The sequence below is a fragment of the Nonomuraea sp. CA-141351 genome (assembly GCF_050944675.1).
Taxonomy (GTDB): Bacteria; Actinomycetota; Actinomycetes; order Streptosporangiales; family Streptosporangiaceae; genus Nonomuraea.
On the sequence record NZ_CP191982.1, the window covers coordinates 9,802,169 to 9,823,422 of the forward strand.

At 68.7% G+C, this 21,254-nt stretch carries 21 protein-coding genes and 1 pseudogene; 11 read left to right on the plus strand and 11 right to left on the minus strand.

Going from position 1 to position 21,254, the window contains the following annotated elements:
• Positions 1–133: 133 nt before the first annotated feature.
• Both ACQPWU_RS45980 and ACQPWU_RS45985 read left to right on the plus strand, forming a co-directional pair.
• The gene (locus tag ACQPWU_RS45980) at positions 134–1,414 is read left to right on the plus strand and encodes a sensor histidine kinase (RefSeq protein WP_433432196.1); all 1,281 of its coding nucleotides are present in this window, start codon (positions 134–136) and stop codon (positions 1,412–1,414) included.
• Entirely contained in the window at positions 1,411–2,070 is a 660-nt protein-coding gene (locus tag ACQPWU_RS45985; RefSeq protein WP_433432199.1) for a response regulator, read from the plus strand. The genes ACQPWU_RS45980 and ACQPWU_RS45985 overlap by 4 nt, the downstream gene beginning before the upstream one ends.
• Here ACQPWU_RS45985 and ACQPWU_RS45990 read toward each other — a convergent pair.
• On the minus strand, positions 2,034–2,843 hold the full coding sequence (locus ACQPWU_RS45990; RefSeq protein ID WP_433432201.1) for a thioesterase family protein: 810 nt from the start codon (positions 2,841–2,843) through the stop codon (positions 2,034–2,036). The genes ACQPWU_RS45985 and ACQPWU_RS45990 overlap by 37 nt on opposite strands.
• 64 nt (positions 2,844–2,907) lie before the next feature.
• Positions 2,908–3,405 (minus strand): hypothetical protein, encoded by a 498-nt coding sequence (locus ACQPWU_RS45995; protein ID WP_433432203.1) that lies wholly within the window; start codon positions 3,403–3,405, stop codon positions 2,908–2,910.
• Here ACQPWU_RS45995 and ACQPWU_RS46000 point away from each other — a divergent pair.
• Complete coding sequence (locus ACQPWU_RS46000; protein WP_433432204.1) at positions 3,392–4,006, plus strand: helix-turn-helix domain-containing protein; 615 nt, start codon at positions 3,392–3,394, stop codon at positions 4,004–4,006. The genes ACQPWU_RS45995 and ACQPWU_RS46000 overlap by 14 nt on opposite strands.
• 127 nt (positions 4,007–4,133) lie before the next feature.
• On the opposite strand, the gene ACQPWU_RS46005 is transcribed toward ACQPWU_RS46000, so the two are convergent.
• Positions 4,134–4,574, minus strand: a complete 441-nt coding sequence (locus ACQPWU_RS46005; protein ID WP_433445454.1) for an Lrp/AsnC family transcriptional regulator — start codon at positions 4,572–4,574, stop codon at positions 4,134–4,136.
• Positions 4,575–4,588: 14 nt separating this feature from the next.
• On the opposite strand from ACQPWU_RS46005, the gene ACQPWU_RS46010 reads away from it, so the two are divergent.
• From ACQPWU_RS46010 to ACQPWU_RS46025, 4 genes are all read left to right on the plus strand, one after another.
• Positions 4,589–5,074 (plus strand): tyrosine-type recombinase/integrase, encoded by a 486-nt coding sequence (locus ACQPWU_RS46010; RefSeq protein ID WP_433445455.1) that lies wholly within the window; start codon positions 4,589–4,591, stop codon positions 5,072–5,074.
• A gap of 219 nt (positions 5,075–5,293) precedes the next feature.
• Positions 5,294–6,690 (plus strand): IS3 family transposase gene (locus ACQPWU_RS46015; RefSeq protein ID WP_433432206.1). Its coding sequence is split into 2 segments (ribosomal slippage): positions 5,294–5,576 and positions 5,576–6,690, totalling 1,398 coding nucleotides; the frame shifts between segments, so codons are not numbered across the junction.
• 129 nt (positions 6,691–6,819) lie between these two features.
• The gene (locus ACQPWU_RS46020; protein WP_433432208.1) at positions 6,820–6,978 is read left to right on the plus strand and encodes a hypothetical protein; all 159 of its coding nucleotides are present in this window, start codon (positions 6,820–6,822) and stop codon (positions 6,976–6,978) included.
• Entirely contained in the window at positions 6,975–7,160 is a 186-nt protein-coding gene (locus ACQPWU_RS46025; protein ID WP_433432210.1) for a hypothetical protein, read from the plus strand. The genes ACQPWU_RS46020 and ACQPWU_RS46025 overlap by 4 nt, the downstream gene beginning before the upstream one ends.
• Before the next feature lie 46 nt (positions 7,161–7,206).
• Here the strand turns inward: ACQPWU_RS46025 and ACQPWU_RS46030 are convergent, their stop codons facing one another.
• A complete protein-coding gene (locus tag ACQPWU_RS46030) occupies positions 7,207–7,512 on the minus strand; it encodes a hypothetical protein (RefSeq protein ID WP_433432211.1) in 306 nt (101 codons plus the stop codon).
• A 695-nt stretch (positions 7,513–8,207) separates the two neighbouring features.
• Positions 8,208–8,480, minus strand: a pseudogene (locus tag ACQPWU_RS46035) (integrase core domain-containing protein); the annotation flags it as partial.
• A 495-nt stretch (positions 8,481–8,975) separates the two neighbouring features.
• Between ACQPWU_RS46035 and ACQPWU_RS46040 the strand changes: the two are divergent.
• Positions 8,976–9,185, plus strand: a complete 210-nt coding sequence (locus tag ACQPWU_RS46040) for a hypothetical protein (RefSeq protein ID WP_433432213.1) — start codon at positions 8,976–8,978, stop codon at positions 9,183–9,185.
• A 363-nt stretch (positions 9,186–9,548) separates the two neighbouring features.
• On the opposite strand, the gene ACQPWU_RS46045 is transcribed toward ACQPWU_RS46040, so the two are convergent.
• From ACQPWU_RS46045 to ACQPWU_RS46060, 4 genes are all read right to left on the minus strand, one after another.
• Entirely contained in the window at positions 9,549–9,866 is a 318-nt protein-coding gene (locus ACQPWU_RS46045; RefSeq protein ID WP_433432215.1) for a hypothetical protein, read from the minus strand.
• Between the two features lie 14 nt (positions 9,867–9,880).
• Positions 9,881–10,186 carry a hypothetical protein gene (locus tag ACQPWU_RS46050; protein WP_433432217.1) on the minus strand — a complete coding sequence of 102 codons (306 nt, stop codon included), beginning with the start codon at positions 10,184–10,186 and terminating at the stop codon, positions 9,881–9,883.
• A 1,420-nt stretch (positions 10,187–11,606) separates the two neighbouring features.
• Positions 11,607–13,151, minus strand: coding sequence for an ISKra4 family transposase (locus ACQPWU_RS46055; RefSeq protein ID WP_433432219.1), 1,545 nt, complete (start codon positions 13,149–13,151; stop codon positions 11,607–11,609).
• Between the two features lie 71 nt (positions 13,152–13,222).
• Positions 13,223–13,795 carry a hypothetical protein gene (locus ACQPWU_RS46060; protein ID WP_433432221.1) on the minus strand — a complete coding sequence of 191 codons (573 nt, stop codon included), beginning with the start codon at positions 13,793–13,795 and terminating at the stop codon, positions 13,223–13,225.
• 236 nt (positions 13,796–14,031) lie between these two features.
• On the opposite strand from ACQPWU_RS46060, the gene ACQPWU_RS46065 reads away from it, so the two are divergent.
• Positions 14,032–14,691, plus strand: coding sequence for a hypothetical protein (locus ACQPWU_RS46065; RefSeq protein WP_433432223.1), 660 nt, complete (start codon positions 14,032–14,034; stop codon positions 14,689–14,691).
• Positions 14,692–15,032: 341 nt separating this feature from the next.
• Here the strand turns inward: ACQPWU_RS46065 and ACQPWU_RS46070 are convergent, their stop codons facing one another.
• Positions 15,033–17,126, minus strand: coding sequence for an NACHT domain-containing protein (locus ACQPWU_RS46070; protein WP_433432224.1), 2,094 nt, complete (start codon positions 17,124–17,126; stop codon positions 15,033–15,035).
• A gap of 749 nt (positions 17,127–17,875) precedes the next feature.
• On the opposite strand from ACQPWU_RS46070, the gene ACQPWU_RS46075 reads away from it, so the two are divergent.
• Positions 17,876–19,033, plus strand: a complete 1,158-nt coding sequence (locus ACQPWU_RS46075; RefSeq protein WP_433432226.1) for a SigE family RNA polymerase sigma factor — start codon at positions 17,876–17,878, stop codon at positions 19,031–19,033.
• 659 nt (positions 19,034–19,692) lie between these two features.
• Here ACQPWU_RS46075 and ACQPWU_RS46080 read toward each other — a convergent pair.
• Positions 19,693–20,208: a hypothetical protein gene (locus ACQPWU_RS46080; RefSeq protein ID WP_433432228.1), complete on the minus strand. Its 516-nt coding sequence runs from the start codon at positions 20,206–20,208 to the stop codon at positions 19,693–19,695.
• A 139-nt stretch (positions 20,209–20,347) separates the two neighbouring features.
• Here ACQPWU_RS46080 and ACQPWU_RS46085 point away from each other — a divergent pair, with 139 nt between their 5' ends.
• Entirely contained in the window at positions 20,348–21,121 is a 774-nt protein-coding gene (locus ACQPWU_RS46085) for a flavin-containing monooxygenase (protein WP_433432229.1), read from the plus strand.
• The last annotated feature ends 133 nt before the right edge of the window (positions 21,122–21,254 follow it).

Below are 21,254 nucleotides of genomic sequence, written 5' to 3' on the forward strand. Positions count from 1 at the left end.
CTGGCGACCCTGCTGCACCCGCGTCTGCCCTCGGGCGTACGTTCACCTCTGTCGTCAGACGTACGACCGAGCCGCCGAATCAGACTTTCGATGGACGCGGGCGCGAGTGGCGCGGCCGTAAGCTCACAGCATTATGACGGCCGTTCGCGCGTGGTCACGCTTGCCGGTGCCGCAGGACGCGGCGCTGGCCGCTGTGCTGCTCCTGATCTGCGTGCTGGTCAACGACCCGAATACGATCGTGGGCACGACAGCGGGTCCCCTCGCTGCCGGAGGGGCGGGCGTACAACTCATCCTCTGGTGGGCGGCGACGGCGCTGACCGCGATCGCCGTCACGCTGCGCAGGTGCTGGCCGCTCCCGATGCTCGCCGGCTGTGTGCTCGCCGCCGCGGTGCACGTGGCGCAGGCCGCACCTCTCATGATCATCGATCTGAGTGTGCTGGTCCTGCTCCACACCGTGGCCACCCGCCACGAGCGGGCCGTCTCGCTCGCCACCCTGGCCGGCCTGCTGCTGCTCGTCACCGGATGGAGCCTGTACGACGCGCGTCCGATACCCGGGCCATCACATGTGCTCTCGACGGGCCCCGGTCTCGACACCACCTCCCGGCCGAAAGAGGTCATGACGGTCCACCGCAGCGCCTCCGCCGACACCTGGAGTGGTCTGTCGGTGCTCGGATCGGCCCTGGTCGCCTCCTGGGCGATCGGCTCCGGCACCCGCAGCCGCCGCGCCTACCTCGACGAGCTCCACGCACACGCCCGAGACCTCGAACGCGAACGCGACCAGCAGGCGGCGCTCGCGGCGGCCGCCGAGCGCGGGCGGATCAGCCGGGAGTTGCACGACGTCGTGGCCCACGGCCTGTCCCTCATGGTGATCCAGGCCCAGGGCGGCGCCGCGGCGCTCGGCAGCAACCCCGCCGGCACCCGGGGCGCGCTGGAAGCCATCGTCAGCACCGGGCGCGCCTCCCTCGCCGACATGCGGCAGGTGCTCACAGCTGTGGGAGAGGTGGACGACGCCTGGCATCCGCAACCCGGCCTGGCTGACCTGTCCGCCCTGCTCGCCCGAGTCAACGGGGCAGGCACACCCGTGGGGCTGCGCGTGGAGGGCTCGCCCGCGGCGCTGCCCTCGGCGGTGGATCTTTCGGCGTACCGCATCGTGCAGGAGGCTCTGACCAACACCATGAAACATGCCGGAACGGGTGCCGCCGCCAGCGTGATCCTCACCTACCGCGACACGGAGATCGCCATCGAGATCAGCGACAACGGCCACGGCGGGACCACGGACGCCGGCGGCGGCAACGGTCTGCGTGGCATGCGCGAGCGCGTCAAGCTGTTCGGCGGCACGTTGACGGTCGGCCCTGGGCCGCAGGGCGGATTCGCCGTACGGGCAGCGCTACCGATCCGGGGACACACCGCATGATCCGCGTGCTCCTCGCCGACGACCAGGCCCTCGTCCGCACCGGATTCCGCATGATCCTGGACAACGCCGACGACACGCAGGTCGTCGGAGAGGCGGGCGACGGCGGGCAGGCGGCGCAGATGGCGCTCGACCTCCAGCCCGACATCGTGCTGATGGACGTACGGATGCCCGACGTCGACGGCGTCGAGGCGACCCGCCGCATCTGCGCCGGCACCAGCCGGATCCGAGTCCTGATGCTGACCACCTTCGACCTCGACGAGTATGTCTACGCCGCCCTTCACGCCGGCGCCAGCGGATTCCTCCTCAAGGACACCCTCGCGGACGATCTGCTGTCGGCCATCCGCGTGGTCGTACGAGGCGACGCGGTCATCGCGCCCAGCGTGACCCGGCGACTGCTCGAACGCTACGTCGGCATCGGCACCGCCCCGGTCACCCCCACGGTCGGCCTCGACGTCCTGACCGAACGCGAACGCGAGGTGCTGAGCCTCATCGCCCGCGGCCTGTCCAACACCGAGATCGCCGGCTCGCTCTTCCTCTCCGAGGGCACCGTCAAAACCCACGTCAGCCGCGTGCTCACCAAACTCGGCCTGCGCGACCGCGTCCAAGCCGTCGTCTATGCCTACGAAAGCGGGCTGGTACGCACAGGCACCACCTGAGCCGGTGGAGGCGTGTAGCGCGCGAGCTGCCTGCTCTGTGCCACCAGGACACCGTCCGTTCGCCACAGCCGGCCGTCGACCTCGACGTAGCCGTGCCGCAGGAGAGTCGATTCGAACCACACGAAGTGCCAGCCGTCCCCCGGCCGTCCTCTCCAATGAACAGTGAGGTCGACGGTGACGACGCCGCCGCCGAAGCCGAAGTGCCGATGCGGCGGCGGAGGCCAGGAGTCCATCAGCAGCGGCACGGTCGTGGCCCCGAGCGGAGTCCCGTCCGCGAACCGCGTCCAGCCGCCGACTTGGGGAGGGCCAGCGGACGCCCCCTTGAGGAACTCCACCGTCTCCGCCGAGGGCGCCCTGCGGTCCAGCCGCTGCTCGAAGCTTCCCTTGAGCCGGTCGAGAGAAAGCGGCACGGATTCCTCAGGACCGGGCACGGCCGGCATGGGCCGGTGTTCGAAGGCCGCCGATGTGCCGTGCTCGTCGAAGGCGCCCTGCTCGGTGAAGGTGGCGACCGCGGTCAGGCGAGGGAAGCCCTCCTGGCTCAGCTCCGCCTGCAATGTGGAGTGCGTACGTCCGGCTCTGAGCGTACGCAGGGACACGTCCACCTCGCCCACCTTCGGGCGGGACAGGAACTGCACCGTCGCGGCCAGCGGGGACCGGTCAGGCACGGCACGCGCCATGGAGTGCATGGCCATCGAGGCCAGATACCCGCCATTCGGGCCGCCCCTGAGCAACCAACCGTCGCCGATCGACTCCAGATCCTTCTCAGCAGGCATTACTCTCCGATCAGCGTGGGGCCGGCTTCTCATTCCGTTGCCATACTCCTACCAAGCGCGGCTCTCACAGCGCGTCTTTCAGCAACGGCGCGAGCTTCTCCTCACACGGTGCATGTCCGATCTGCCGGCACAGCCGCAGGACCTGGCCGGCCCTGTCCGCCGCCGCCTCGCGGTCGCCGCGCCGCCGTTCCAGCTTGGCCAGCTCCGTCAGCCGGTACGTGCTCTCGCACGCCACGGCGTGGCCCCGCAGCGCGTGGCGGACGGCGCCCTCCTGGTCGCCCAGGGCGTCGAGCAGCCGGGCGCGGGCGAGCAGCGCGTAGGCCAGATGCCAGGTCAGGCCGCCCGCGCCGATGAGGCCGTCGGCCAGGTCCAGGCTGTCCGAGGCCTCTGCCGTCAGGCCGAGGCGGATCCCGGCATCGGCCAGGGCGACCAGCGCCGCCGCCTCCACCAGCCGGTCACCCTGGCCGCGGCACACGTCGAGCGCTCGCAGCGCCTCCTCCCGCGACTGCGCCCACCGGCCGTTCTCCCAGTGCAGCCGACTCGTTTCGGTGACCGGGATCACCCGGTTCACCCAGGCGCGCCCGTTCCACGTCACCGAGCACCGGCACCCGGCCTGGAAAGTCGTCCTTCCGCTCGGTGGCCGGGTCACCGTTCACCCGCCCGGCGACCGGCCGATCACTGCGCCGGGCATGATCGTGCCGCCTCAGTGCACCCACGCCTGCTCGACCGACTCCGGCTTCACGGCCCTGTTCATCGACCCATGGCTGCTCGCCTCGGGCCCGAGCCCGACAGCCCTGGACACCGGTACCGTCGAGCGCCTTCTGGCCGCCCCGTCCCTGGCCGAGGTCACCGCTCTCACCGGCCGGCACTCCGAACTCGACCCCCGGGTGGCACGCGTCCTGCACGCCGACCCCGGCACACCCCTGGCCGCCATCGCCGCCGACGTCGGCCTCTCGGCCTCCCGGCTACGCACCCTCGTCCGAGCTAGCGTCGGCATCCCGCTCGTCCGGCTCCGCCAGTGGGCCCGCCTCCGCACGGCGGTCGCCGGCCTGTCCCGCACATCCGCCGCCACCGCCGCGGCCGACGCGGGCTTCGCCGACCAGGCCCACCTCGCCCCTACCGCCCGCAAGCTGCTGTGCCGTACACCCGCCTCACTACGCTAGGTTCGGATTGTCAGGGTCTGCGTCCTGGCCAGCGGACGAACGCGCGGCTCCCGGCCACTGGAGCCAGGCGGGCTGGGCACGCTCCGCCCAGGCCGCCGGATGGCGCTGCCGGGCGCAACGATCTCTTTCAGCCCGGTTGGTCGGCCTCGATCGTGATCGGCCGTTCGAAGACGGTGCGCAGGACGACCGTGGAGTTGGTGTGTGAGATGGCCGGGATCGCGCGGATACGGTCGAGCGCGTCGGCCAGTTCGACCGTGGTGCCCACCCTGACCTTGATCAGGTAGCAGTCCTCGCCTGCCACCTCGTGCACCTCCAGCACGCACGGGTCCCGTTCCAGAGCCGCGTTGACCTGCGTCTTAGCTCCCGGCTCGGAGCAGAAACGGAGGGCGACGAACGCGGCCGTGCCCGCGCGGACCTCCGCCGGTTCGACGATCGCGCGGTACCCGGTGATAACCCCGTCCCGGAACAGCTTGTCCAGCCGATCGCGTACAGAGGGTTCGGACAGCCCGACGAGCGCGGCGAGCGCGCGGACCGTCTTGCGTCCGTCACGCGACAGCTCCGCCAGCAGGACTCGGACGGCTGCTGTTCTACTCCGGGCTGCGCGTCGCCGAGCCGGTCGCCCTGGACGTCGCCGACGTGCCGCTGTCGGCCCACACGGGCAAGGTCATCGTCCGCAACGGCAAGGGCGAGACCTCCCGCGAGGTGCCGCTGCTGGACACCACGGTGCGCGAGGCCATCAAGGGCTGGAAGACCGAGCGCAGCGAGTGGCTGGGCGCGGGCGGCCCGGCGCTGTTCCTCAACCGCTGCCGTGGCGGCCGACTGTCGGCCCGCGCCGTCGACCAGCTGCTCGACGAGCTCGCGGCCAAGGCCGACCTGGTCGACGACAACGGCGCGCCCGCCGCCTCCGCGCACACCCTGCGGCACACTTTCGCCACCAACCTGCTGCGCCAGGGCGTCGACATCGTCGTGGTCGCCGAGTTGATGGGCCATGCCCGCCTGGACACCACCCGCCGGTACACCAATCCTCAGGAATTGCATCAGACGGGCGAGGATTCGCAGGTCGCCTAAAAGCGGAGCGCAAGGCCTCTACCTCGGGCCGCCCCGTATAACCGCCGGATACCGGGCCTTGCTCGCCCGGCCCCGAAAGGGGTGCTGACGTGGGCAGGTGAGCCTTTGACGACGAAGCGACAAGGTCGCTGGAACCGAGGGACAAGTTGGATGCCGTCGCGGTTGAACAGAATCGCCCCGGTTTCGGTGGAGACTTGATCTCTTGAGAGGATCGAGTCCATGCCAGGTAAGTCTCCCTATCCCGCCGAGCTGCGCCGTCGAGCGGTGCGGATGGTCGCCGAAGTGCGGCCGGATTACCCGACCGAGTGGGCCACGATCAATGCGGTCGCGACCAAGCTCGGCATCGGCACTGCGGAGACACTGCGGGCCTGGGTCCGCCAGGCCCAGATCGACGAGGACAGCCGGCCAGGCCGTACCTCAGATGAGTCGGCCGAGCTGAAGCGGCTGCGCCGGGAGAACGCCGAACTCCGCCGCGCCAACGAGATCCTGAAGGCCGCGTCGGCTTTCTTCGCGGCCGAGCTCGACCGGCCACACACGCACTCGTGACCTTCATCGACCAGCACGCCGGCGTGTTCGGTGTCGAGCCGATCTGCCGTGTCCTGACCCAGCACGGCTGCCCCATCTCCACCAGCACCTACTACGCCGCCAAGAACCGACCGCCCTCGGCCCGCGCCCTGCGCGATGCCGAGCTGGACGAGCACATCACTCGCATCCACGCCGACAACTACGGCGTCTACGGCGCCCGCAAGGTCTGGCAGCAACTGCTGCGGGAGGGGCATCGGGTGGCGCGCTGCACCGTCGAGTGGCGCATGCGCGCGCTCGGCCTGCAGGGCGCGCGGCGGGGCAGGAAGATCCGCACCACGACGCCCGATCCGGGACATGCGCGGGCGGCCGACCGGCTGCGGCGCGACTTCACCGCCCAGCGGCCGAACGCAACCTGGGTAGCCGACTTCACCCACGTTTCCGCCTGGTGCGGAGTGGTCTACGTCGCGTTCGTGGTCGACGTCTACTCCCGGGCGATCGTCGGCTGGGCCGCCTCACTCACCAAGCACACCACCCTCGTACTGGACGCCCTGGACATGGCCCTGTGGCGGCGCGAACGCACCGGCTACCCGGTCGGGCCGGGGTTGATTCATCACTCGGACGCGGGCAGTCAATACACGTCTTTCCGGTTCACCACCCACCTGCTGGCGGCCGGCAGGAGGCGACCACGCGCCGGCGGGCCTGGTCGTCACGATGTCCGCCGGCGCCTTCACCATGGCGGCCGCCATGGTGCACAGGTCGGCCGCGCGAGCCCACTCCCGTGCGCGGTGCGGGCTGTCGGGGGCGCGGCGGGCCGCTTCGGCCTCGCATTCGCGGGCCGCGGCCAGCAGCCGGCCATGGTCACCGTCGCAGTCCACCAGGACGTTCATCGCGTAGCCCTGCTGCCAGGCCAGGGAACGGGGGACGAAGTGCGGTTCGGCAGCGGTCCCCACGTTGAGCTTGGCGGGGCCGGGGTCGTTCTCGTACAGCAGGCAGTTGCTGGCATAGATCCATGCTTGGAACGCGTCTTGTTCGACCGGGGTGCGCTATCTGGTCACGTCACGAGCCCTTCAGGCCACACACGGCGGGGTTGACCCTCACCGTAGCTGGCGCGCCCGACGGTTTCCGCTCTCTTCTTACCTGCGCAACCGGTAGCCGGGTTCGTTGTGCGCCTGTTGTCAACGTCTGGAGCTTTTGGGGCATCTGTTCATCAGGAGGCGCTTGTGGAAGTTCTGAAAGACGGCCTGGAGGACGACGTGATGCTGGTCGAGGCCCTGCATGACGAAGCGGACCGGCTGACCAGGGCCGAGGCCTGCCGCGTGAAGCCCCAGGATGGCGCGCCCGTGCCTGCGCGCTGCCCAGCCTGGGGGGTGGGAGCATGACCGCCAGCGAGTCGGCGACCGTGACCCGGCTGTGCCCGACCTGCCGGGCCACCGGCCCGGTGACCGACGACACGGTCTGCACGCTGTGGACCGAGAACGGGGCGACGATCGAGCAGTTCCGCGCCGCGGACTGCGCCGACTATCTCGCCCAGCACGCGCGCCCGCAGACGAACCTGATGTGATCGCCGGGCCTGGACGATTCACTGTCCCGAATCCGAACGTCGATGACTATTTCTTAAGTGTGGTGATGGCCAGCTCCCAGCGGGTGCCTGGCTGGACCTTGACGTGGAAGGTGTAGGTGCGCTTATGCCTGGGCAGGCCTCTCGCCCTGTAGTAGTAGGTCGTGCCATCGCACTTGGCGGGAATCTGTAGCCCTGTGCTGGTGGTGACCGTCATCCTGGAGCCGTCCAGGCAGGCGAAGCCGACCTCGTAGCCCCGGCTCAACCGCACCTTGGTGCTCCAACGGGTCTGCTCGGCCTTGTTGTCGACGTGGTGCACAAGGATCTTGCCCTGGATGCTGGTCGGGAAGTCCAACTCCGGGAGCTTGGGTTTGGCGGCAGTTGTCGATGCTGTCGCGGCCGGTCCGCTCAGGAGTGTCAGTGCCGTGATCGCCCCGGTTGCCGAGAGTAACCCGAGCGTCCTCGTTGTCGCACGTGACGCCGCCAGGAAGGCGGCTGGGACAGTGCCCTTCACCGTCACGATGTGTGCTCCCTTCGGGTGAGCAGGAGAAGGCCGCAAGCAGGACCCTTCCGATGTGTGCCACAGACGTTTGGTATGACGCGGAAATCCAGGAAGTTGTTCACTCACCAACGAACGAGACCATCGCCATCACCGGCCACCCCGCCCCAGGAGCCGCCACCCTCGACATGATGATCGGGGACGACAGCGCCTACCGAGGCTTTCCTGTTCGAACACGACCCCTCGCTCACCACGAACATCCACATGGCCGCGCTGCTCAACCTCCAAGCAGACCACGACCGCCTGCTGCCCGTGGCTGGCTCCCCTCCCAGACCACCCGCAACCGGGCCCAAGCCTGCAAGTGGCACCTGTCACCGGCCTACGCGCTGGGTGAGATGGCTCGCATCATGTCCACCATCAACCATCCCCTGGCCCGATCCCTGTGCACCGACGTGGCGCAACAGATCTCCCAAACCCCCAACAGCGACGGCGGATGGGGCGCAGACGGCTCAACGACCGAGGAATGAATCGCCCCGAGTTTGATGGAGACCTCAGCGGTTGATTGCGATGGGTTCGGTGGGGTGGTGTTGAGCGTAGTAGATCGCCTCGAACTCCTCCGGCGGTAGGTGCCCGATCGCCGAGTGCAGGCGGGTGGCGTTGAACCAGGCGACCCATTCGGCCGTGGCCAACTCCACCTCCGACAGGCTGCGCCACGGGCCTCGGGGCTTGATCAGCTCGGTCTTGTAGAGGCCGATCTGTGATTCCATCAGGGCGTTGTCGAGCGCTTATCCGCCGACGGTGCCGATGGAGGCGTCGATGCCGGCACGAGACCACGATGATGGCGCTGGGCTCGGTCCCCGCAGTCGCCGAGAGCAGCGCCCAGGACCTCATCGAGGAGCTGGCCGTCATCGACGCCGAACCCGCCGTTCACTCCGAACCTTCGCCGGACGACGCGGTCACCTCCCCCATCACCGGCCCCATCACCGACAAGGACCTGCAGGACGCGGCTGCGGGACTGCTGGACGTCGAGCGGGAGCCGCTCGCCGGCCGAGCGGCCATCGCCGAACTGACCGCGTGCGCCGACCAGGTGGCGTGGGCGCCGGATCGCGATCTGTGGCATGAGCTGATCTACCGGCTCAGCGGAGGCCGGCTGTATCGCCGCTACCGCAGCCTGAACTACCGGCTGCCCCGAGGGCGCGCCCTGGACCGACACCCCCACCTACAACCGCCGCACCTGGCGCACCCGCGCCGCCTATTCGACCGACGCCTTCGCCTTCGCCGTCGACTACCAGATCTGCCGCACCTGCGGCCTGGGATGGGTGGAAGAGCCCTACACCGAGGCCGAGTTCCAGCGCTCCGGCCTGGCCCGCACGGCCCTGGCCGTGCTGCGCTCGGACTACCCGGGCCTGTCCTGGCACACCCTCGGTGGCCACTTCCGAGAGGCCGAACCCTTCTGGGACGTGGTGGGAGCCGGGGTGCCGGGCGGCTATCGCCAGCGGCGCCCCTGCCCGCACATCGAGATAGGCTGACCGGATACGGGCAGGAAGGGAACGTTCCCGATACGGGCCACACTCGCAGGGGGCCGGTTGGCCCCCTGCGAGCCCCGGGGAGATCTACGCCCCTTCCTCCTCCAGGTCGCCGCTGTCGGGGAAGTCGGGCAGGTCGGGGACCTCACCGAGCTGCCGCAGTCCTTCGGCCGGCGTGGAGGAGGAGATGGAGGAGCGGCCCAGGACGTTGAGATGGGCGTGGAATACGCCGGAAACGGGCCGCGGAGACTCCGCTATGAGGTCTGATCTGCAGATTCACCCCACCACGCTGCGGTTCGGCGGGCACATAAGCTGCATCAGCGGCAAGACCGCCACGCCCTCCAACTCTCTGACTATTCCCTGGGATTAGCAGTTGCGAACAACCCAGTTGGTCGTCCAAATCGCCGAGGAGTACGTTCGGCGGCCTCCTCCGGCGACCGTCCAGCAGCCGATGCTGGAATTCCCGTTGAGGACGACCTTGAACTTGTGCGTTGCGGTGCATTTGTTACGAACGACATAGCCAGCTTGCGAACCGCCGGCAATCATGTCGGGCCCCGAAACGCGGACACCGCAGAATCCGGGATCCGCCGATGCCGTACCGGTGAGAGCCATGGTCGAGGCGGCCATGGCAGCGCTCGTGACGACTATCTTGATACGCAGAGCACGTTTCGCAGTGATGAGCATACGCCGATCCCCTTTCAGCAGTTCTGGGCGTAGGCCCAGAACTTCCCGGTCGATACCAGGAACGATTTCGTCGCCTTCGGCGCGATCTTGCCACACGGGCTCGTTCTGCCGGCCCCATCGTTGACCCTGACCTTGATGGTGTGGCCGCACCGGTTGTACACCGGGAAGACCATCCCCTCGTAGGCCGGGCTCCCTTCCCCTACTCGAGCGCAGGTTCCTGGGTCGGCAAGGGCCGCGGGGGCGGTGACGAGCGATGCCCCGCCGCCGAGCGCGATGCTGAAAGCGATGACGGCGGCCTGCTTTTTCCTTTTCACCTTCACCTCACGTAGGCAGATTTTCGTGAATTAAGTCTTCGCGGCTGATCGCAAAGTTTCGTACTACGCAGCACCGTGTAGCCGGCAGCGTGTGCGAGCTGGCCGCGCCAACCGCCGCCAGCACCCCCGACGTCCTGGTTCTTCACTGCATGTTGCCCCCCTTTACCGTGTGATCGACTGGTGATCCTCATCGTGCGGCGGGCGGTGTTGAGGATGTGTTGAGGATGTGTTGAGGTGGGCCGGGATCGGGCGCTCCAGCTCCAGGCGACCAGGTGGAGGAGGTCATCGAGCTGCGGCTAACGTCAACCCCGACAGTCTCCGAGAGCAGCAGCTGGCCAACATCCCCGCATCTACGACCCCGAGAAAGAGGCGCTCGGCGTGCTGGCCATCAAGATCGAACTCCTCCAGCCCGCCACCGCCTGAGACACATCCGACCCACCACCACGACGATGCCTCGCGCACCGCGCCGGGCCATCCTCATCTCCGGAGCACGTCATCGTGGCGGCCCCACGGCCCAGGGCCGATCGTGATAGCTGTGGTCAGAGACGTGACTGCCCCTTTTCCCGTACTTGGTCTCCCCCCCTGTCGCGCGTACGCGATGAGAGCAGTCCCGAAACTCCCGCTACCCCGGCAGTCGTGCACGTGCACGATCTCGCGCGCGCCTGCGCGCATTATCTTGAGCTTGCCTTTTGATCTTGGCTGTGACCTGCGGTGATCCGATGTGGACATGTAGTCGACGGCCGGGGTTGAGCTGGCTGCTCAGCAGGGGCCGGTGAGTTTGGACGAGTCACGCTTCGGCGTGTCGCGGCCGATCGCCTGCCCAAGAACCTCGGCCGCGCGGCGTTCGCCGAGCGCCCGGGCCGTCGTCTTGGGCGTAGAGCCATGATCGAGAGACGCCACTCTCCAGGGCGACGACGTCGAAGGTAATCCGTTGGCCAGCGGCATCCATGCGGCGCAGGGCAACGATGGCGCGTTGCCGAGTTTGCTCTGCCCGGCGACGGGCGGCGGCGACGACGTGATGGGTGTTGTCAGCCCGCATCGGTGGCCTCGCTCTTCTCGTCCTTCTCGATCTCTTCGATCATGCGGTCCAGGTCGGGTGAGCCGTTAACCAACGTGACACAGGCCGCCAAACAGGTCCTGAGCTGCGAAGTCAGCTTCCCGTTTCCAGTTCGGCTCGCACCGTCGGCTGGTCGACTGCAGGGTGGCCTGTCGTGAGTTCGGGGCGTCCGGAGTGTCAGTTTCCGAAGTCGTCTGCACGGATGTGCGAAGTGGTCTGCACGCCCGCCCTGGCGGGCGTGCAGACCACTCGGTGGTGATAGTTGCCGGTCGCATGCATGCGTATCAGCTCGGCCTGCTGCCGCGCGGTCAGTGCGGGGCTCGACCCGAAAAAGGTTTGGGTGCGGCTCCTCCTGAGTGACTGAAGCGATCAAGCCGTAAGGGCGTACCCGTCCTGGTAGCCGGTCTGATGGACGCGCTCGTGTTGCCGGGCGAGATGGAAAGTCCAGTACTCCTCCAGATGACCGTTGGCGACCAGCGCGCGGAGCTTCAGCAGCGCCTCGGCCCCGGCCAGGCCCCACCGCGCCCCGGCCAGGTCGAACCTGTCGGCGATCAGATGACGGCACGCGCCCTCTACCACCCCGGTCGCGATCGGCCATCCCGCCTCCAGCGCCTGGTCATACCGCAGATGCCCGGCGTTGTTGGACAGATAGCGGATGCACGCGTCGATGCCGTCACGGTGCTGCGCGCCGGCTGTGGCGGCCTGCGCCCTCAGCGTGGTGATGACCTGGCCGGTGTGCCCGGCCAGCAGGGCCAGGGCATGCCCGGCGACCCAGTCCTCCGCGGCCGGCGCCGCGGGCGGGTGCAAACTCCACGCAGCAGCCCATAACTTCTCCAGCACGTGCACGAAATCGATCACGATGTGGACGCGGATGCGGCGCCGGGCGGCTTCGGCGGTGATCAGGTCGAGCTGGTGGCGGGCCCCGTCGACGAGCACGACCCAGGGACGGGCGTGCGCGGGATCACGGGCCTCGCCATGGTCGAACACCTTGGCGATCACAGGGCCGGGGCTGGTGATGACCGAGCCGCACAGCCACTTGCGCGTCGCGTTCGGCCGGGCCCGTGGCAGGCGCCGGCCGGATCGCCCGCCCGGGACGGCGATCACATCGTGCGGCCGCCGCGGCGCCGGTTCGGCGTCGTAGACCACCCCCAGCGTCGCCATCCGTTTGCGCGCCGGTTTCTCCCCGGCCGCCAGCCGCGTCCGGAACGTGGCTCGGGCGCGGGCGGCGGCCTTCGCGGTCGCGGGCCGCAGCGCTTCGGGGCGCATCGCGATGCCCTTGCCGTCCACGCTGATCGCCAGCACCGTGGACGCCGTGCACGGCAGCACGGTTCGCGCGGCGTAGAAGGCGTCGACATCGGCCGCGGCCTGGGCGACCAGCTGCTCAATCTGCCGTTTGCCGATCACCTGACCGCACCGTGTGGTGATCGCCGCCAGGGCGGCGTCGAACGAGCCGCGCACCGTCTCGATGACCGCGAGCTTGGCCAGCCCGGCCGAGTGTCGCACCGCCGGCAGCGATAATGCCGCGTCCGCCGGATAAACGTTGCCGACGCCCGGGGCCCGCCACGCGCACCGGGTGACCGTCACCGTCCCGGTCACCGTGGCGAGCAGGCGGTGGTGCCCGAGCTCCAGGCGCCGCCGCGGCACCCCGTCCGCGCCGATCACCTCCGCGGCGCCACCGGCCTGGTGGCGGGCGTGGCGTACCTGCTCCAGCTCGCGCAGCGCGCGCAGGTCAAGGTGGGCCTGCAGCAGCAGGCGCTGCAGCTCCCGGCCCTGCTCGGTGATGGTCTCCTCCAGCCGGTTATGGGCAAACGTCCCGGTCTGCGCGTCGGTGAGGTGTCCGATGAGCCAGTTGAATGTGTTCTTCGCCTTCGCAAAGACGTCAGCGGTGGCCTCGGTGTCGTACGGTGCCTGCACAGGGCTCTTCCTTCGTCCGGGGTCGATTGGGTGGCACCTTCGAACCTGACGGCGGGAGAGCCCCGCCACAATCACCCGCCCGCTGACGACGCGATTGCGTCCCGTGACGCCACGCCATCCTGCCCGGCCATCTCGCGGGCCACCGGATCGGTCACCGTGAACAGTCCCGGCCCTTCTTCCTTCGCCCAGCCGCGTTCCACCAGCCGCTTCAGCTTGGAGCGCAGCCCTTCCCGCTTGGCGGCCTCATCCGGCAGTCCCATCGCCACCGCGATCTGCCCGGCCCGTATCGCCCGCCCGGCATCGGCCATGATCTCCACCGCGTCCCGGTACGCGCGCGGCAGGACCGTCGTATTCATGCCGGGTTGCCAGTGCGGCACCGTCACCACACCCAGCACCGGCGGCTGTGCCGGCGGCGCGGTGCCGGCCGCGTCGGCGGCCTCGGCCTGTCCATGGGGCTCATCGAGCAGCTGGGCCGCTTCGCCCAGGATTTCCTCGACGGTCTTCCGTGTGATCGTCAGCCGTGACAAGCGGTCCTGTTCGTCCTGCATCTGTGAGGTGAGCGCGGCGATCTGCTCGCGGATCTCCTCGATTCGCCGGCGGGCAGCGGCTTCGCGCCGTGCCAGTTCCTCGAGCAACGAGCTCATCGTCACCACCGCCTCACGGGTCTGCACTCACAGTAAAAGGCGGTTCCCGGATCAAACAGTCATGTCTACAAAAGCCCAGCTCAGGAACTCACCGAGGGAGAGCCGCGCCCATTGAAGATGCGAGACGCGCCGGACTTTATCCGCCGGGACAGGGCGGGGCTTGGGGCGTCGGTGCCGTACGACCCCAATGATTCGTAGGCGGGACCGGTCCCGTCAGACGCCCTGATGCTTGACCCATGTGGTGGCGACGACGAAAGCAGTCCACGAACCAACCCGGCACTCGCTCGTACGGCAAGTGGCGCTCCTACGCCGACACCGTCGAGGGCAGCGTCACCGTCGTGGACAGGAAGGACAATGGCCAGGTCTACGAGGTGTTCTGGGTCAAGACCGAGGCCGTCGCGCTGGAGTACCTGCGCCGCCGGGAGGTCCGTCAAGAGGGCTACTACGTGATTGTGGAGACGCCGTACCGCAACCTCGGCCGCGACATGGTCATGATCTTCGACGAGGCCGACGGCACCCTGATCGAGATCCCCGAGCGCACGCCGCTGCCGGAGTTGAGGGCATCGCCGACCTACTGCGTCCGCTGTGGCTACCCGATCCTGCCCTGCTCCCACTTCGAGCTCTCCTGCGACGACCCGGACTGTGGCCACCCTTGGCACACCGCGGACTTCGGGCAGAGCGCCGACGAGGTGATCCTGGCCGGGTGGGGGTACCGCTGCACGAAGTGCCGGAGCGCCGCCTGCCGGGCCTGCTATGAGGCCACAGGCGGTGAGAACCTGACGACCACGCACGGCTTCCTGCTCGAGCCCGGCGACGAGCGGCCGCATCCGGCCGACGAGATCATGCTGCGTCTTTGCTGGCTATGCCGGAGCCCCGTCACGATCTTCGACGAGTGACCGGACGCGTGTTCCGTGGTTGTCCAGGTTGGTCGTGGTTACACCGCTACTTCGCCCTTGGGCGTAGCTCATGAGTGTCACTTCCCGACAGATGAGGCGACGGTATGACCTCGGATGTTGGTTTGACGATTGACGATGCCAAAAGCACGATGCGGAAGTTCAGGCGTACCGAGTTTGATGTCACCCCGGATAGCGGCATTCCGGACGAGTCGGGTTCCCCATCCATAGGCGAGGGCCTTCTCCGGTGCGCGCGCTGCGCGACCCCACCGGCCCGCTGCCCCCTACCCCGAGCCGGACGCCTGATGCTCCTGGCGGGCCGCTGTCAAAGCGGTGCGTTCTCGTCAATTCGCCGAAGTAGTGAAGTGGTCGTGGAGCGCGTCATGCCGGAACTCGTAGAACGGGCCGACCGCGCGCAGCACGCCCAGCCGGTGCATCTCGTCGTAGAACCTCATCACACGAACCGGGTAGTCGCCCGACAGGGCCAGGAACAGGAACGTGATCCTGGAGGTCAGCCAGGCCTGCCGCGGCCGCTGCGCCGTCCCGGCCAGACCACCGACGATCAGCCCGAGTCCGAGGTCGCTCAACCAGTCCCACGGCCCAGGGAAGAAGGGCGCCACGAAGTCCACGGAGACACCCAGCAGGGCGCCCAAGGCCAGTGCGCCGATCAGGTGAAGCCAGAGCAGGGACCGGTTGTCCCGCCACGCCGACAGTGGGGTGAGAGCGTCGGCGAACTGTGGAAGTCGCTCCTCCGTCGCCTTCCCCTCGGTTAGCGGCGGATGCTTGCCCTGCACGAAGGCGAACCAGGTGATGAGCGTCATGGTGACGCCCACGAAAAGGCCTCCGGCGAGGCCCTGCATGATGGTGACCGCCGCCGCGAGCGGCAGGCTCATCGCGAGCGCGACGGGCATGACGTAGGCGCTGTGTTCGCGCAGCGTCGTGGTGATACGCCGGCCGAGCCGAAGGCGCGCGAAATCGGGCGTCTCGGAGGCGTTGACCATAGTCGCGAAGCCAAAGAAAAGACCCGCGGCCGGACCGAGCACGAGGTGGCCGCTCGGGGCGGCGCCCACGGTGACGGGCAGGCCGTAGACGAGTCCGGCAAGCAGAAAGACAAACCACCGGGGAGGCGTGCTCGGCACCGTCCGCCCCGAGTGGTCCGGCACCGGCTGGACGATCCGCCACCAGGCCACGTCCCGCGCTCCGGACGCCGAAGCACGCGCGGCGAGGCGTCCCAGCCACCGCCGTACCCGCTTGGCGTCCCAGGATGACGGAACCCGGCGGACCGCCGTCCCCGCGAGCTTCTGGGCGTGCAGCAACGCCTCGACCAGGTTGTCCATCAGGTGCTTGCGGAGCGCGGCGACATCGTCCCGGTAAACGGTCAGCAGCGGCGTCGGATCGCGATCGCGGTCGATGTACACCGACCGGATCAGCCACAGCCCCCATGCGGTCGAGGACACAGTCTCCAGGGCCCGCGCATTGCCCGCGGCCAGCGCGGACAACAGCGTGTCCCAGGGTTGGGGGCGGCGCGGAGGCAGGCACGTGGCGAGGTACTGCGCCACGGTCGGCGCGGTCAACGCCATCGGAGCCACGACCGCGGCGGCCCTGACGGCTCGGCGCGCGTTCTTGACGGCTCCGGCGAATTCGGAGGTGCGCGAGGTGATGATCAACCGATCGTGCTTGTCCAGGGTTTGGCTCAACCGGTTGACGACTTTCGCCCGAGCCGGTTCTGGAAGCTCGTCCAGCCCGTCCAAAATGGGCAGGACATGGCGGCCCGACACCAGGATCCGCGCGGAGTCGCGGCCTTGGTCGGGCATTTTCGGAACCAGGAAGTCATTCCGCAGGCGGACCACGAGCCAGTCGTGCACGTTCGGATAGAGCTCGGTGTCCCAGTCGGCGATCTGCAGCAACACCGGCACCGGCTCGTCCGCCTCCCGCGTCTCGATCAGTTTGAGGAGGAGTTGAACGGCCAGCGTGGTCTTTCCCGTTCCCGCCCCGCCCGTGACGACCAGCCGATGCCGGCGCAGCCGGCGGAAGAACGAGGCCAGGACGGTGATCTCATCGGACCGTCCAATGAAGGAGAGCTCGCCCTCGGCGATCAGGTGGGGATGGTCCATGAGGTTGGGCCGGGTGGTGACATGCCAGGTGACGGGGATCGGCGGGTCGCCGAGAGAACGCTTCGTCATCTCGCTCCGCCAGAAACCATCCACCAACTCCGCCAGCCGCGCCTTGACCTGAGGCAGATCGGCGGCGGTCGGCGCCGAGTCACGGCTGGCCAGGAAGGTGACGTACCATCCCGCCAAGGCCAGCACCACCGCGAACGCGATCCACGGCGGGTTCCACACACCGTCGTTGGTCCAGAGATTGACCGCCGCGCTGAGGGCGACCGGGATGAGAATGCCCGCCATCCACAATGCGGCAGCTCGGAGCCGAGCGATCATGCCGTCATTTTGGCAGCCGGATTCGGGAAGGACACCGAAACGACGAACATGCGGGGCTCGGCGACGGCCGGCGCGCCGGGCCCCGATGCAGGCCCTGCGGTTTCCGCTCATCTGCCGCAGGCGGCGGTCAGGTTCGCGCCCGTTCTGGCGACGGTGAACATGCCGCCGAGTTCGCCGCTCTGCCGGACCCGGACGGAGACCTTGGTGAGGACGTCCCAGCGCAGCGTGTCGCAACCTGGCGGTGGTCACGGACCAGGAGAAGTTCTTGAGGCCACAGGGGATCGTGGTCTCGCCGATACCTCTGCGCCTGCCGCCCTCCTGGATGACGCCGACCATGAGCATGCAGGTGTTGCCGAGGGTTTTGCTCCAGAGGGTGCGGCCGGTAGGCGGCCGTGCTCGGAAAGCGAGAAGGTGACGGGCGGCCGCACTCGAACCGGTGGCCGGACGCATACGGATCCACGGGTCGAATTCCCCACTGTCTTGAGCGAACCTTTCATCGCCGCCAATGTCGAAGTGATGTACCAGCCCGTCCACCGCGCCGGTCTGCCGGTGCCGTACCGGACGCTGTCGCGCCCGCCGATCAGCAGGTGGGAGCAGAGCGCCGCGACCCCTCACCACCGCCTTACACGCTTGCACCCACAGTAGAAGGCGGCACCCCGATCAAACAGTCACGACCGCGAAAGCCCAGCTCAGATACTCACTGAGAACGAGCTACACCCAAAAGGTTTTTGCAACGAGGACGTCGCCCCGTGCGTCCTTGGAAGGCGAAGTTCGAGGAGTTCGTCCGGGCCAGGAGTCATGCGCTGCTGCGCTACGGCCTGGTGCTGACCGGCAGCGCCGACGACGCGGCCGACCTGGTCCAGGAGGCGTTGCTCAAGCTGAGCTCCTCGTGGCGGCGTGTACGCAGCAGGGATGACCCCGAGGGGTACGTTCGGACGATCATGGCCCGGCAGCATGTGAGCTGGTGGCGCAGGCGACGGCTGGAGCACCTCACGGCGGAGGTTCCCTCCCCGGTCCACGAGGACGAACACGAGCTCGGCGAGATCTGGCAGCGCCTGCGGGCCTTACCGGCCAGACAGCGCGCAGTGCTGATCCTGCGATACTACGAGGATCTCGCCGATGAGGAGATCGCGGCGAGGCTCGGCATCTCGCAGGCGACCGTTCGAAGCCAGGTCTCGCGCGCGCTGGCCACACTCCGCGTCCTCAACATCCCCACCCCCGCCGTCCGCAAGCCGGGCGCGGCCTGGGTCGCACTGCCCCGCCCCGCCACGGCCGACGCCGAACCGGCCGGGCACGCGCGGATCGGCTACGCCCGCGCCTCCACCGTCCGCCAGTCCCTGGACACCCAGCTCGACGCCCTCAAGGCCGCCGGTGTCACCCGCGTCTTCGCCGAGAAGATCTCCACCTGGGCCACCACCCGGCCCGAGCTCGACAAGGCCGTCACCCTGGCCCGGGAACTGCGCGCGGCCGGGGTGGCGGTCACGCTCGTGGTGCACGAGCACAAACGGCTCGGCCGCGGCCTCGACCTGGCCGCCCTCGCCGAGCAACTGAAGGCGGCCGGCATCGGCCTGGAGTTCGTCACCGGCGAGCTGCAGGGCTCCCACGACCCATCCGGCGTGGTGTTCACCGTGCTGGCCGCGCTGTCGGGGATGGAACGCGAGTACATCCGCGACCGCACCCTGGAAGGTCACGAATCCGCCCGCGCCCGCGGCAAGGCCATCGGCGGCGCCGCCGTCACCGACGAGCACATGCTGTCCATGGCCCTGCACCTGCGCGAGCAGAACCTCAGCCTGCGCGACATCGCCGCGAGGCTCGTCATCACCAGCGGCGCGAAAAAGGGCCGTCACCCCTCGGCCGCAACCGTCCTGCGCATGCTGCGCGACCACGATCAGCAGACCGCAATCTGACCGGCCCCGCCGTCAACGCCCGGGGAACGGCTTGAACGCGGAAGCTATGCCAGGCGGATCGCCTCGGCCGCGCGGCGGCAGCCCGGGTACACCGGGTTCTCTCCGGCGTCCAGCCCCGCCCCCAGCCGGTCATCAGTCACCACGATGTCGCCCAGATCAGCTCCGCCCGGCCTGGCTCTGCGGAATCAGCACCAATCGTTGCGAGTTTGTGAGATGCCCCTGAAGATCGCCAGGGCAGGCAAACGGGGTGAGAGCGCGCGATGGGGACGGTCCCGGTAGCAGGGCGAACGGCGAAGCCCTCGACCTGGAGCCTGTGCTCGATGACGCCCGTTCCGCAGCTCAACTTGCCCGCCTCCTTCACGTGGATCGCAGCGCGATCAGCAGGGCATTGTCCACGGCACGGCAGCGTGGCGAGCCGTGGCCGCCCTACACCGCCGACCCGGTGACGGGGTGCCCTACCTTCAACACCAGCGCCTTCCTCGACTGGTGGGCGGGGCGACGCGGCCCGGGACGGCCTCCGAAGAGATCCATGTGACGTCCTCCTGCAAACAGAAGCGCCCTGGGTTTTCCGCACCAATTGGTGCGGAAAACCCAGGGCGCTTGTGCGCGGATCGCACCGGGAGGCGGGCGAGGTGGGGGGCGCTGGTGCCCCCGGGCCTTCAACCGGCGGAGTGCTGGCGTCCTTGCCAGCGCAGCGTCGCGGCGTAGGCGAGTCCCGCGCCGATGAGGACGGCCAGCAGCAGCCCTTCGCCGACGGTGTGGATGAGGTAGCGGGTCAGGTTCCTGTCGATGATCCAGCGAGCGTCGATGGCGGAGTAGATCAGCTGGGCGATGCCGAGGGCCGCTACCCAGCGCACCCGAGGCGTGGCCGCCGCGGTGAAGTAGGCGACCGAGGCCGGCCAGATCCACCCGGCAGGGGACCAGCTGGAGAGGTGATAGACGACGATCGCGGCGACCGACAACAGCAGCACGAGCATGGGCCAGCGCCGCCGGAAAAGCACGAGCACGGCGAGAACCAGCGCGAGCTGGATCGCGCCGTCCCAGGGTGTCTGCACGAACGTGGCGAGAGCACCGGCGACGAACACCACCACGGTGATCGCGGCCAGCGCGAGATCGACGAGCTTGTCGAAGTGACGAACGTAAATCGGTGCGCGCACCGGCAACGATTCGCTCATGACCACCTCCGGGGGACTTCGATGGCGAGCGCCACGCTATGCCCTGATAGTTGCAGCAGTCCTGCCCCTTTGCCGCCAAATGGTCGGGCACGGGGCAAGGTTTGACGTACGAGTCGGGACCCCAGGAACGGCCGTTGCGGTGAATGATCCCCGTCCCCACGCGCCCGGGGCGACCATGCCCAGCGGCGACCCCCTCCACGCCATGGGCGTCGTAGCCGCGAGCGGGTCGTTCGGCAACCCGTACGTACCGGCACTCCCCGGCCAGGACAACTTCACCGGGCGCGCCCTGCACGTGGCCGACTACCGCGACCCCAAGCACTACGCCGGACAACGGGTCGTCGTCGTGGGCGCCGGCAACTCCGCCGTCCAGGTCGGCTACGAACTCGCCGAGGTCGCCGCAGTCACCTTGGCCACCCGCCAGCCGATCACGTTCATGCCGCAGCTCATCGGCGGCAAGGACGTGCACTACTGGCACACCACCACCGGCTTCGATGACCTGCCGCCGCACTGGCTGGCCCGCATCGCCAGTGGCACCATCGTCATGGACACCGGCGACTACGCCAGCGCCCTGGAGTCCTGCCGGATGGAGCGCCGTCCCATGTTCACCGCTTTCGACGGCGACCAGATCGTGTGGGCCGACGGCACCCATGAGCCGGTCGACACAGTCATCTACGCCACCGGCTACCGCCCCAACCTGGACTACCTGCGCCCGCTCGGCGCCTTCGACGACAGCGCGCTTCCCTTGCACGTCGGCGGCATCTCCACCACTCATCTGGGGCTGGCCTACGTCGGCCTGGAGTTCCAGCGCTCCTTTGCCTCCAACACCCTGCGCGGAGTGAACCGCGACGCCGAACACATCGATACCCCGATCGCCGCATACGCCGGCGGAGCTCTGGCCGCCTACGGCCTGTGACATGGGTCCGCACCGGCCATACTGGCGCTCGTCCTGCTCCTACTGGCCCGTGTGCTGGCGCTCAGCACCTCGCTGACACGTCAGGGGTTCATCGACTGCTGCGCCGCCCTCTCACGCTGGTGGCTGCCGCAGC